The organism is Parasphingorhabdus sp. (assembly GCF_048269865.1).
GTDB lineage: Bacteria > Pseudomonadota > Alphaproteobacteria > Sphingomonadales > Sphingomonadaceae > Parasphingorhabdus.
Genome location: NZ_JBLWUA010000007.1, coordinates 30,595 through 43,764 on the forward strand (window position 1 = coordinate 30,595; position 13,170 = coordinate 43,764).

Consider the following 13,170-nt stretch of genomic DNA (forward strand, 5'->3'; position numbering starts at 1 on the left):
GCGAAGGCGGGGATCCAGTTGGCGTGCCCAAGCGGATCAGATTCCCGCCTACGTGGGAATGACAAAGCGGGAGACCTGAAGTGAAATTTTCTCTCTCCTGGCTCAAGGCCCATCTGGACACCGATGCCAGCGCGACCGAGATCGCCGAAAAACTGACCAGCATCGGTCTGGAAATCGAGGGCATGGAAAATCCGGCCGATGCCCTGAAACCCTTCCGCGTAGCGAAAGTCGTCGAAGCGGGACCGCATCCCAATGCCGACAAGTTGCAATTGCTTAAAGTTGATGATGGTGGGGCGGAACCGTGGCAGGTGGTGTGCGGCGCGCCCAATGCGAAGGCCGGAATGATCGGCGTTTTCGGACCTCCGGGGAGCTATATTCCGGGCAGCGATTTCACGCTGAAACCCGCAAAAATCCGGGATGTCGAGAGTTTCGGCATGATGTGCAGCTATCGCGAGCTGGAACTGGGCGACGACCATGACGGCATCATCAAATTGCCCGAAGATGCAGCCGCTAAAGTTGGCACCAGCTACGCCGACTATGCCGATCTCGACGATCCGGTGTTCGACGTGGCGATCACCCCCAACCGGCAGGACTGCATGGGCGTGCGCGGGATTGCGCGCGATCTGGCGGCTGCGGGCATGGGCAAACTGAAGCCAATGGACGTTGCCAACATAAGTCGTAGCGGCGGCGGTCCCGATGTCCGCACCGAGGACCCCGATGGCTGCCCCGCATTCTACGCCTGCACCGTCAAAGGTGTGAGCAATGGCAAGTCACCGGACTGGATGCAGGCGCGCCTGAAATCAGCCGGCCAGAAACCGATCAACACTCTCGTCGACATCACCAATTATGTGATGCTCGACCATGGGCGGCCGCTGCATGTCTATGACGTCGCCAAGCTCAACGGCGGTCTGGTTGCCCGCAAGGCGAAACCGGGCGAAACCGTCCTTGCGCTCAATGACAATGAGTACACGCTCGACGAGACCATGACCGTGATCGCCGATGACAAGGGCGCGCATGATATCGGCGGCATCATGGGCGGTGCCAGCACCGGCTCTGACGAAGGCACGACCGAGGTGCTGATCGAATGCGCCTATTTCACGCCGGAGAATATCGCCCGGACCGGCCAGAAACTGATGCTGACCAGCGATGCTCGCCAGCGGTTCGAGCGCGGCGTCGATCCGGCATTTCTGGATGACGGGCTGGCACTGGCCACCGCGCTGGTGCTGGAACTGTGCGGCGGGAAGGCCAGCGAGGTTACGCGAGCCGGCACGCCGCCGACGGAGCAGCGCAGCCTTTCCTATGATCCGGCACAATGTCTGGCGCTGGGCGGGATTGATGTCGCTGCTGAACGGCAGCAGGACATATTGGAAGCGCTGGGTTTCGCCATCGCCGATGACTGGACGATCACCATTCCGACCTGGCGCCGGGATGTTGCCGTCTGGCAGGATATCGTCGAGGAAATCGTCCGCATCGAGGGGCTCGACACTATTCCCTCAACCCCGTTGCCACGGAAACCCGGCGTCGCCAGACCAACTGCCTCGCCCGAACAACTGGCCGAACGCAAGGCGCGACGGGCGGCGGCTGCGCGCGGGCTGAACGAAGTGGTCAACTGGAGCTTCATCTCCGAGAAGGAAGCCGCGCCCTTTGGCGGTGGCAACTGGTCGCTGGCTAACCCGATCAGCGAGGACCTCAAGGTGATGCGGCCGTCAATGCTGCCCGGCCTGATCGCCGCCGCCAAGCGCAACAGCGCCCGCGGCGCCACGTCGATCCGGCTGTTCGAAGTCGGACGGCGCTATCTGGAAAGCAGCGAGCATCCGACGATCGGCCTGGTACTGACCGGCGAAAAGAGCGCGCGCAGCTGGCAGGGCGGCGCAGCGAGCAAGTTCGACGCCTATGATGCCAAGGCGGAAGTGCTGGCGATTCTCGAAGCGGCTGGAGCACCGGTCGACAAGCTGATGGATTTCGGGGAAGCGGGCGATGCCTACCACCCCGGCCAGTCCGGCACGCTGCGGCTGGGACCAAAGAAGATTCTCGCCGCCTTTGGTGCGCTGCATCCGTCGGTGACCAAGGCGCTTGGCCTGAAAGGCGCGGCGGTCGGCGGAGAGATTTTCCTCGACGCGATTCCGCTGAAGAAGAAATCCGGCCATATGCGCGACGCCTTTGCGCCACCGGCGCTGCAGGCCGTCACCCGTGATTTCGCCTTCATCGTCGATGCGGATCTGCCAGCCGGCGATCTGCTGCGCGCAGTCAAGGGCGCGGACAAGAAGCTGATTACCGATGCCCGGATTTTCGATCTGTTCGAGGGGCCCAGCGTGGGCGAAGGCAAGAAGTCGCTAGCGGTGGAAATTACCCTGCAGCCGGTCGAGGCGACGCTGACTGAAGAGGATTTGAAGGCGCTGTCGGACAAGGTGGTGGCCAGTGCTAGCAAATTGGGTGCCGAGTTGCGTGGGTGAGGCTTTCTCTTCAGAATCCTGGATCAGTATAGAATCTGAGACCCTCTCCGCCCGAATCAACCCGTTGGGCGCGGAACTCTCATCCCTTCAGGACGGCGATGGCCGAGAATTGATGACTGATGCTGATCCGGCCTTTTGGTCCGGCCGGGCACCACTGCTCTTTCCCATCGTCGGCCAATTGCGTGATAACCAATATCGATTCAACGACACGATCTATAAACTTGAAAAACATGGTTTTGCGCGCAGGCAGAAATTCGAGCTCATCGAGCAGGGCCAGCATCACGCCCTATTTTCTCTTTGCGCGAATGATCTAACCCGCGCACAATATCCGTTCGAATTTAGACTGGAAATGGCGTTCGAAGTTGCCGGTGACAGCCTTTTGATGACCGCTACCATTACCAACGAAGATGATAAGCCGATGCCGTTCAGTTTCGGTTACCACCCCGCTTTTGCCTGGCCACTGCCTTATGGCCGCGACATCCATGATCACCGCATCATCTTCGAAAAGCGGGAACCAGCTCCCATTCGCCGGCTCGAGATGAAGTCGGGGCTTGTCAAAGATGAACGCCAAGATAGCCCGGTAAAAGGGAGGGTCTTCAGCCCCGTTCACGCTGATTTCGAAGATGATGCCATCATCTGGGATGATCTGCAAAGCCGGTCGCTGACTTGGGGTGCTGCCGGTGATCCAATGCTGCAAATCGATTTTCCGGACACGCCAATGTTGGGTGTCTGGCAGAAGTCGGGCGCGCGATATCTTTGCATTGAGCCGTGGGCTGGTATCGCGGATCCCGTTGGTTTCGATGGCGATTTTGTCGGGAAACCCGGCTTGTTGATGCTGGATATCGGGGCTCAGCGATCATTTCGCATGAAAATCCGGCTCAAGGAAAGCTGAGCGCACGGTTGATTTACCCCATTTACCGTCTATCTGCGTCCCTATTCCATCGGAAAGCCTGTCATGACCAACGCCAAACCCCGCCGAACATTCGCGATCATCTCTCACCCCGACGCGGGTAAGACGACGCTGACCGAAAAGCTGCTCTTAAAGGGCGGCGCGATCCATCTGGCGGGCGAGGTCAAGGCGCGGGGCGATAACCGGCGGGCGCGGTCGGACTGGATGAAGATCGAGCAGCAGCGCGGGATTTCGGTGACCTCATCCGTCATGACCTTCGAGCGCAACGATATCATCTTCAACCTGCTCGACACACCGGGCCATGAGGATTTTTCCGAGGACACCTATCGCACGCTGACCGCCGTCGACAGCGCGATCATGGTGATCGATGCGGCGTCGGGCATCGAGGCGCAGACGCTGAAGCTGTTCGAGGTCTGCCGGATGCGCAGCGTGCCGATCATCACCTTTGTCAACAAGGTCGACCGCGAAGGCCGCGATCCTTTTGAACTGCTCGACGAGGTCGCCGACAAACTGGCCCTGGACGTCTGCCCGATGAGCTGGCCGACCGGCATGGGCGGGCAGTTCGAAGGCGTCTATGATCTGCAGCGCAACCAGCTGCACCAGCCGACCGGTGACAGCAAGCAATATGACGGCGTCACCCAGCAATTTACCGGGCTCGACGATCCCAAGCTGGGAGAAGTGCTGAGCGATAGCGCGCTCGAGCGGCTGACCAGTGAGGGCGAACTGGCGCAAGGCGGCTATAGCGGCTTTGATCTGGAAGCCTATCAGAACGGCGATCTGACTCCGGTCTATTTCGGCTCGGCGCTCAAGCAATTCGGGGTCGAGGAGCTGATCGACGCGATTGCCGACTATGCGCCCAGCCCGCGCCCGCAGCCGGCCGAACCGGCACCGATTGATCCGGAAAGCGACGATGTCACCGGCTTTATTTTCAAGATCCAGGCGAACATGGACCCGCAGCACCGCGACCGGATTGCCTTCATGCGGCTCTGCTCCGGCGAGTTCAAGCGCGGCATGAAGCTGACCCCCTCGGGTCTCGGCAAGCCGATCGCGATCCACTCGCCGATTCTGTTTTTTGCTCAGGACCGGGAAATTGCCGACACGGCCGAGCCCGGCGATATCATCGGCATTCCCAATCACGGCACGCTCCGCGTCGGCGACACATTGTCGGAGAAGGATCAGGTGCGGATCACCGGCCTGCCCAATTTCGCCCCGGAAATCCTGCGCCGGGTGATCCTGCGCGACCCGACCAAGACCAAGCAGCTCCGCAAGGCGCTGGATGATCTGTCGGAAGAGGGCGTGGTCCAGGTTTTCTATCCCGAACTCGGGGCCAACTGGATCATCGGCGTGGTCGGGCAGCTGCAGCTCGAGGTGCTGGTGTCGCGGCTGCAGGCGGAGTATAAGGTTGATGCCTATCTGGAACAGGCACCGTTTGAAACCGCGCGCTGGATCAGCGGCGACGACGCGACGCTGAACGCCTTTGCCAATATCAACCAGAGTTCACTGGCCCGCGACCGCGACGACAATCTGGTGTTCCTCGCGAAGTCGGCCTGGGACGTCGGCTATCAGGAAGAGCGCAATCCGGAGATCAAGTTCAGTACGACACGGGAGCGTTAAAACCTGCTTGCACCGAGACGCCACGACTCTAATGTATTTTCGGCAGGAATTGTTGAACAGCCGGAGAAAACATGCGCGGAATTTTGTCGGTGGCATTTGCCTTTTTGATTATCGGGCTATCCAGCCAGTCCCAAGCAGAGGTTAAAAAAATCGCGACCGAGACATTTGCCGCCGAAGGCGATGTCTATCGGCCGCTGCTGTCCCCTGATGGTTCCCAAATGGTCTATCGTCAAAATGCTGGCGGTAAGACCTTTCTGACAATCCGCAGCCTCTCTGACGACAAGTCGTACAGCACCGCCATGCCCGACGACACTGACCTGAACTGGTATCGCTGGGCTGGCAACGGGCAAGTCCTCTTCAGCGTGTCCAGTCTCAAGCAATATCTCGGACGGCGCCCGCACATGGGTAACGAGTTTCGTCAAGTCGAAATGTACCTTATCGACAGCACGACCAGAAACACCCGATATATTGGCGTCGAGGATGGCGGTCCGGATGGCGACAATATTCTGTATCTTGACCCCAATGGCCGCTTCCTCATTCTCGAAATCAGAGAATCCGTTTACAAATATCCTGCCGTTTACCGGATCAATCTGGCTACAAACGAAGCCGAACAGGTCGTCGATGATCAGATGCGCGTTATGGACTGGATCGCCGATAATGCAGGCCAAATCCGCATGGGCATAAGCTATCGAAGAAGCAGCACTCTGGTTTTTTACCGAAGCTCTGATGCCGAGAAGTTCCGGCGTATCGACAAGGTCAAGGACACGGATATCCTCAACAACGAAGAGGAACCGCTTCTGGACGGATTCACCATCATTGCCGGCTCCGATGAGGGCTATGTACTTTCCAACGGGAAAACCGGCCGCTTTGGTCTTTACAGGTTCAATGTCAGGACCCGTGAAATCGGAGAGAAAGTCTTCGATCACGACGAACAGGATGTGACGAGATTTTCGATGACGGAAGACGGCGCCGCATTGCAGGCGGCCTATTACACGGATTCTCGTGACCGCATTCACTGGTTTGATGAATATCTTGCAGAGCAGCAGAAAATGCTCAACCGCGCGTTGCCAGGAGAGGAAATCTGGATCGTATCGGCTTCGCGCGACCGAAGCAAAATGATCATATTTTCTACGTCGCCCAAGGATCCGGGAAGTTTCTATCTCTATGAGCCCGCTGCTCGAAAAATGGACCGCTTTGCCGGGGTGAAAGACCAGATTGATCCCAATGACATGGCCGTCACGACATATGAGCACTATCAGGCCCGAGATGGCATCCAAATACCCGCCTATGTAACGATCCCCAATGGCAAGGATCCCAAAAACCTGCCCCTCATCATCCTTCCGCACGGGGGGCCGTATGGTATTCGCGACAATATGGACTTTAATATGGAAGTGCAGTTTCTGGCCAATCTTGGATATGTGGTTCTGCAACCCAACTTCCGGGGTTCCGGTAGCTACGGTGAGACATTTTACAAGTTTGGAGAGGGTCAGATTGGTCGATCCATGCAAGACGATCTCGATGATGGCATGGACTGGCTTGCGAAACGCGGCATCGTGGACCCCGCCCGTGTCTGCATTGTCGGCTCTTCCTATGGAGGCTATGCTGCGCTCTGGGGCGTAACCCGCAATCCGGAACGATATCGGTGCGCCGCCTCATTTGCCGGGGTCACAGATTTTGGCAAACAGCTACGGTTTGATCGTCAGTTTTTGAAAAGCCGCTACAGCAAAAAATGGAAAGAATTCATCGAAGGCACGGATGATTTTGATCTCGACGATGTGTCGCCCGTCAGGATGGTGGATCAACTGAAGCGTCCGGTTCTGCTGGTCCACGGCAAGAAGGACAGCACCGTCCCCTACAGCCAGTTCACGCTTTACAAGGACAAGCTCGAAGATCGTGGAGCGGATGCCGTGTTTGTCACCTATGATGACGAGGGGCACGGTCTTCGGGAATTTGAAAATCGAAAAGACTGGCTGGACCAGCTCGAAAAGTTTCTGGCAAAACATAACCCGGCCTGATTCAGGCCAAAGGGCGATGATGGTCGCTGGTCTGCGGGACTAGATGACGGGCGGGATGGCGAAATCCTGCGATCATCCCAACCGTCGCGCGGCGGAATGGCTGTCGGCCACAGGCCAATCCTGACCTAAAGTTCAGCACGACACGCGAACGCTAATCCACTAAATAACGGCCATGGCGAGCCGAACCACCACCGATATGGCCTTTCAGGCCATCGTCATTGATGACGAGGGCCGCGTCTGCGCTGATATACCGGAAAGCGCCTGCCAGCAGGAGCCGGGCAATTTCTTCCGCCATGTCGGCGCGCTGGCGCTGACCAAAAGCGCCGACGGGCTGGTTGATCCGAAACTGGTGCTAAGCTGGCTGATGACCGCGCTGGGCGCGCCGGTGGCGCTGGTCGGGCTGCTGGTGCCGGTCCGCGAAGCGGGGGCCTTGCTGCCGCAGCTGGTCACCGCCGGCTATTTGCGGAAATTGCCGCGCCGCAAATGGGCCTGGGCGGTGGGATCGGCGGTGCAGGGTCTGTCCGCTGCCGCCATCGGCCTGATCGCGACCAGCCTCACCGGCGCCACCGCCGGCTGGACGATCGTCCTAGCACTGGCGATCCTGGCGCTGGCGCGGAGCGTCTGTTCGGTCTGCTACAAGGATGTGCTCGGCAAGACGATCGACAAGTCGCGGCGCGGCACCGCTACCGGACTGGCCGGTTCGATCGCTTCGGTGACGGTGATCGTCTATGCGCTCTCGCTGTCCTTCCATCTGGTCGACCGGATGACGCTGGTGATCGGCGGCCTGTTTCTGGCTGGCGGCGCTTGGATCGCGAGCGCGCTGCTGTTCGCGACCCTGACCGAACGGGCCGGAGCCACCGAGGGCGGCCGGTCGGCGATCAAGCAAGCGGTGCGCAATTTCGCCTATTTGCGCGACGATCCGCAGCTCGTCCGCTTCATCCTGACCCGCGGTCTACTGACCGCCACTGCGCTGGCGCCGCCGTTCATGATCGCGGTCGGCAGCGAGGCGGGTGACGGCTATGACAAGCTCGGCTTTCTGGTGCTGGCCTCGGCGCTGGCCAGCCTGCTGAGCAGTTTTGTCTGGGGCCGGCTGTCGGACCGGTCGAGCCGCAAGGTACTGATTTTCTCCGCGCTGGTCGCTGCGGTCATATTAGCGGCTACGAGTTGGCTTGCCCTGACAGGCCGTTTGGCCGGCGGCTATTTCCTGCCGGTGCTGCTGTTCGGCCTGATGATCGCCTATCAGGGCGTGCGACTGGGCCGCGCCACCCATCTGGTCGATATGGCCGACACAGACACCCGCGCCGCTTATACCGCGCTGTCGAACACGATCATTGGCGTGCTGTTGCTGGCCGGCGGGCTGTTCAGCCTGATCGCGAACTGGTTTGGCGGGGAGGTGGTGCTGGCGATCATGGCCGGGATGAGCGGGCTGGCGATATTGGCGGCTTGGGGACTGGACGAGGTGCAGCAGGGGTGAATTTTCCCCGCCAGGCGCGATGGCGGCTCCGGATTGCTTCGCTTCGCTCGCAATGACGGTTGTGCTCCGCGCTTGGTGCGGAGCCTTGGAAGGTATCTTGCCGACGGCAGGGCTCCGGCTCGGAGGCCGGAGCACAACGGTCACCCCCTGAGCAAAAACACCGCATGTTCCGCCAGCAGGTTGGCCGCCGCTGTGCCGGTCTGCTTGTCGCCACTGAGGAACCATTGTCCCTCCTGGACATATTTGCCGTCCTGCACCAGCGCGCGGAAGTCGGCGATGGTGACATGGTGGATATTGGGCGTATCGTACCAGCTTTGCGGGATCAGCCGGGTGACCGGCATGCGGCCGCCGGCCAGCAGCGACAGACGGATGCGCCAGTGGGCGAAATTGGGGAAGCTGACAAAGGCCTGGCGGCCGATGCGGAGCAGCTGGTCGAGCATGATATCTGGCCGGCGCGTGGTCTGCAGCGTCTGGCTGAGCACGGCATAGTCGAAACTGCCGTCGGGATAGGCGGCGAGATCGGTGTCGGCGTCGCCCTGCACGACGGAGAGGCCCTTGGCCACGGCGCTGGCGACATTGGCCGGGTCGATCTCCAGCCCGCGCGCATCGCAGCCCTTCTGGTCGCGCAAGGCAGCCATCAGCGCGCCATCGCCACAGCCGATATCGAGCACCCGGCTGCCCGGAGCGATATTGTCGGCAATGATCTGCAGGTCGGGGCGGAGTTTTATCATTGACCTGGCCCCATGCCGTTAGGGCTGAGCTTGTCGAAGCCCGGGCCTGGTCGAGAGGCGTCCTTCGACAGGCTCAGGACTAACGGAAGAAATAGGGTCAGGACGAACGGACTAGACAGGCTCATCTGCCCTCTCCCGCCTTGAGAAAGCCATCGATGATCCGGTACATTTCGGGATTGTCCAGCAGGAAGCTGTCGTGGCCGAACGGGCTGGAGAGTTCCATGAAGCTGACCTCGGCGCCGGCGGCGTTGAGCGCGTGGACGATCGCCCGGCTTTCGCTGGTCGGATAGAGCCAGTCGGTGTCGAAGCTGATCAGGCAGAAGCGGGTCTTCGAGCCCCGGAACGCGTTGGCCAGGGCGCCGCCGTGCGATTCGGCGAGGTCGAAATAGTCCATCGCTCGGGTGATGTAGAGATAGCTGTTGGCGTCGAAGCGGTCGACGAAGGCGATCCCCTGATGCCGGAGATAGGATTCGACCTGGAAATCCGCGTCGAAGCCGAAGGTCTTGGCGTCGCGGTCCTGCAGGCGGCGACCGAATTTCTCGGTCAGGCCGGCTTCCGACAGATAGGTGATATGCGCGGCCATCCGGGCGACGGCGAGGCCACTGCTCGGAGGATCGTCATCGGCATAATAGGCGCCCTTGCGCCACCGCGGATCAGCCATGATTGCCTGCCGCCCGACCTCGTGAAAAGCGATATTCTGGGCGCTGTGTCGCGCGGCCGAAGCAATGATCACCGCCGAGGCAACCCGCTCGGGATAAAGCGCTGCCCAGCTGACCGCCTGCATGCCGCCCATCGAGCCACCGATCACCGCGTGCAGCCGCTCGATCCCGAGATGGTCGAGCAGCATCGCCTGCGCCCGGACCATGTCGGCGATGGTGATCACCGGGAAATCCATCGCCCAGGGTTTTTCGGTGGCGGGGTTAATGGTGGCCGGACCGGAGCTGCCGAGACAGCTGCCCAGGACATTGGCGCAGATCACGAAATGGCGATCGGTGTCGACGGGCTTGCCCGGGCCGACAATCCGCTCCCACCAGCCGGGCTTGCCGGTGAGCGGGTGGGTCGAGGCGACATATTGATCCCCGGTCAGCGCGTGGCAGACGAGGATCGCGTTGCTGCGGTCTGCGTTCAAACTGCCGTAGGTTTCATAGGCGAATTCGACGGGCGCGAGACTGGCGCCGCTGTCCAGCGGCAGCGGTCCCAGCAGGCGGACCTTGCGGTCCAGTCCAAAACGCTCATCTTCGCTCATCATCAAGGCAGCTAAGCGGCGAAATCCCGAGCGTCAAATGATAATGCGGTTGACTGACCAGCCGCAATGATTAGTCCGGCCTCTTGGATCATCACAGCACAAGCGGGCAAAGCCAATGAACGGACCAAAACCGAAAGACTGGATCATGGGGATCGCGCCCTATGTGCCCGGCAAATCGAGCGGCGACGACGGGCGCAAGCTGGTCAAGCTGTCGGCCAACGAGAATCCGCTCGGCTGCAGCCCGGCGGCGGGCGAAGCGCTGAACGCGGCATCTGCTTCGGTGGATCGCTACCCCGATCCCGGCTCGACGAAACTGCGCGAGGCGATCGCCGCGAAACATGGCTTGGATCCGGCGCGGATCATCTGCGGCACCGGCTCCGACGATGTGCTGCATCTGGCCGCCAACGCCTTCAGCGGGCCGGGCGACGAGATCATATATGTCAAATATGGCTTTGCCGTCTATGATATCGCGGCACGGCGCTATGGCGGGACGCCGGTGATCGCCGATGACAAGGATTATGGCACCGATGTCGACGCGATCCTCGCCAAGGTCACCGACAATACGCGCGTGATCTTTATCGCCAATCCCAATAATCCGACCGGCACTTTTGCGCCGCGCGCCGAGATTGCGCGGCTGCACGCAGCACTGCCCGGCCATGTGCTGCTGGTGCTCGATTGCGCCTATGCCGAATATATGGACGAGGGGCAAGATGATGGCGCGATGGAACTGGCCGAAACCCAGCCCAATGTGCTGGTTACGCGCACCTTTTCGAAGATCCACGGGCTGGCGGCGGAGCGGATCGGCTGGGGCTATGCCCATGCCGATGTCATCGGCGCGATGAACAGAATCCGGCTGCCGTTCAATGTCACCACCGCTGGCCAGCAAGCCGCCGTTGCCGCCCTCGCCGCCGATGATTTTGTCACCATGAGCCGCGAGCATAACGCCAAGTGGCGGCAATGGCTGACCGACGAGATGAGCGCCTTGGGCAATCACGGGCTGCGCGTCGTGCCGAGCCACACCAATTTCCTGCTGGTGCTGTTTGAGGGCAAAGTAAGCGCTGAACAGGCCAATGCAGAGCTGATGGAGCGCGGCTATGCGGTGCGCTGGCTGCCCGGACAGGGACTGGTCAACGGCCTCAGGATTACCATCGGCACCGAGGAAGAGACCCGCGGCGTCGCCACGGCCCTGCGCGAGATACTGGAAGCCGCTGGCTGATGCTGCCTTTTGCCCAGATCACGATTATCGGCCTGGGGCTGATCGGCTCCTCGATCGCCCATGCCGTCCGCCAGACAATGCCGTCCGCCCGGATCATCGGCTATGACAGCGATCCGGCGGTGCGGGCGCGCGTGCTCGAACTCGGTTTCTGCGATGATGTCAGCGACAGCGCCGGGGCCGCAGTGACCGATACCGAACTGGTAATCCTGTGCGTGCCGGTCGGGGTGATGGCCGATGTCGCCGCCGAGATCGCTGCCGACCTGCCAGCCGACGCCGTGATCAGCGATGTCGGATCGTCCAAAGACAGCGTTCAGACCGCGCTCGCCGCAGCGCTGCCCGGCGCGCGGATCATTCCCGCCCATCCCGTCGCCGGCACCGAGAACAGCGGCCCGGATTCCGGTTTTGCCACCCTGTTCCACGACCGCTGGTGCATTCTGACCCCTCCGAATGACGCGGCCAAAGGCGATGTCGAGCGGCTGAAGGCCTTCTGGGAGAAGCTGGGCGCCAATATCGAGATCATGGATCCCAAGCATCACGATCTGGTGCTCGCGGTGACCAGCCATCTGCCGCATCTGATCGCCTATACGATCGTCGGCACCGCATCCGATCTGGAAGACGTCACGCGCGGCGAAGTGATCAAATATTCCGCTGGCGGTTTCCGCGACTTTACCCGGATCGCCGCCTCCGATCCGACGATGTGGCGCGATGTCTTCCTGTCCAACAAGGAAGCGGTGCTGGAAATGCTGCAGCGCTTTTCCGAGGATCTCACCGCGCTGCAGCGGGCGATCCGCTGGGACAAGGGCGACGAACTGTTTGACCTGTTCACCAAGACCCGGGCGATCCGCCGCCGGATCATCGAGGAAGGCCAGGACGACGCCGCACCGGATTTCGGACGGACGCACGACTGAAGACCACATATCCCGGGCCCATCCTCAAGGGGGGACTGCGGCCCTGCTTGTAATACGTAAGAGCCAAGGCCATGTACCGTAAAAGGAACCTGCATGGTCTTCGTCAGCATAACCCGTCTGAGAATCCGGTCGATCCGCTTTCTCCCGAGCTTCGCCATTCATACCTTTGGCGCAAATGCGCAGGTCAGACGCGCGGACGGATTTATTGCAGGCTCCCTGCTGCCTGACCGCAAGCGGACCTTCTGGACGATGACGCTGTGGCAAGACCAGGCGGCGATGCGGCGCTTTATGACAAGCGGCGCGCATCTGCGGGCGATGCCCAAGCTGATGCAATGGTGCGACGAAGCCAGTATCGTACACTGGGAGCAAAGCGGGACGAATCTGCCCGACTGGCAGGACGCCGACCAGCGCATGCGGACCGAGGGGCGACCGTCAAAACTTCTTAATCCAAGCCTGAATCATGGGGACCTGAGCTATCTCGCGCCCCGAACCAGCAGAGCTGCGCCGCTGGTTAGGGCATGAATGAGCCTGTTTGACAGTTAAGACCTCCATAGGAAACGATCGAAAGGCAAGAAGCGGTCGGCGCGGGGTTAACGGAATATA

At 60.8% G+C, this 13,170-nt stretch carries 10 protein-coding genes; 8 read left to right on the top strand and 2 right to left on the bottom strand.

Annotated features, from left to right (window positions below; translation table 11 throughout):
- The first annotated feature begins 80 nt into the window (after positions 1–80).
- The 5 genes from pheT to ACN0WW_RS10570 all read left to right on the top strand — a co-directional run bounded on the left by pheT (position 81) and on the right by ACN0WW_RS10570 (position 8,466).
- Positions 81–2,453 (top strand): phenylalanine--tRNA ligase subunit beta, encoded by a 2,373-nt coding sequence (gene pheT, locus ACN0WW_RS10550; RefSeq protein ID WP_417612205.1) that lies wholly within the window; start codon positions 81–83, stop codon positions 2,451–2,453.
- Positions 2,434–3,345: an aldose 1-epimerase family protein gene (locus ACN0WW_RS10555; RefSeq protein ID WP_417612623.1), complete on the top strand. Its 912-nt coding sequence runs from the start codon at positions 2,434–2,436 to the stop codon at positions 3,343–3,345. The genes pheT and ACN0WW_RS10555 overlap by 20 nt, the downstream gene beginning before the upstream one ends.
- 63 nt (positions 3,346–3,408) lie before the next feature.
- Positions 3,409–4,977 (top strand): peptide chain release factor 3, encoded by a 1,569-nt coding sequence (locus ACN0WW_RS10560; protein WP_417612207.1) that lies wholly within the window; start codon positions 3,409–3,411, stop codon positions 4,975–4,977.
- 71 nt (positions 4,978–5,048) lie between these two features.
- On the top strand, positions 5,049–6,992 hold the full coding sequence (locus ACN0WW_RS10565; protein WP_417612209.1) for an alpha/beta hydrolase family protein: 1,944 nt from the start codon (positions 5,049–5,051) through the stop codon (positions 6,990–6,992).
- A 172-nt stretch (positions 6,993–7,164) separates the two neighbouring features.
- Complete coding sequence (locus tag ACN0WW_RS10570) at positions 7,165–8,466, top strand: hypothetical protein (protein WP_417612211.1); 1,302 nt, start codon at positions 7,165–7,167, stop codon at positions 8,464–8,466.
- 140 nt (positions 8,467–8,606) lie between these two features.
- Here the strand turns inward: ACN0WW_RS10570 and metW are convergent, their stop codons facing one another.
- Entirely contained in the window at positions 8,607–9,194 is a 588-nt protein-coding gene (metW, locus tag ACN0WW_RS10575; protein WP_417612625.1) for a methionine biosynthesis protein MetW, read from the bottom strand.
- A gap of 124 nt (positions 9,195–9,318) precedes the next feature.
- Positions 9,319–10,443, bottom strand: coding sequence for a homoserine O-acetyltransferase MetX (gene metX / locus ACN0WW_RS10580; protein WP_417612627.1), 1,125 nt, complete (start codon positions 10,441–10,443; stop codon positions 9,319–9,321).
- A 115-nt stretch (positions 10,444–10,558) separates the two neighbouring features.
- On the opposite strand from metX, the gene hisC reads away from it, so the two are divergent.
- From hisC to ACN0WW_RS10595, 3 genes are all read left to right on the top strand, one after another.
- Positions 10,559–11,659, top strand: coding sequence for a histidinol-phosphate transaminase (gene hisC / locus ACN0WW_RS10585; RefSeq protein ID WP_417612213.1), 1,101 nt, complete (start codon positions 10,559–10,561; stop codon positions 11,657–11,659).
- Positions 11,659–12,567, top strand: coding sequence for a prephenate/arogenate dehydrogenase family protein (locus tag ACN0WW_RS10590; RefSeq protein ID WP_417612215.1), 909 nt, complete (start codon positions 11,659–11,661; stop codon positions 12,565–12,567). Before hisC ends, ACN0WW_RS10590 begins: the two co-directional genes overlap by 1 nt.
- Positions 12,568–12,660: 93 nt before the next feature.
- Entirely contained in the window at positions 12,661–13,089 is a 429-nt protein-coding gene (locus tag ACN0WW_RS10595; RefSeq protein ID WP_417612217.1) for an antibiotic biosynthesis monooxygenase, read from the top strand.
- Positions 13,090–13,170 lie beyond the last annotated feature (81 nt).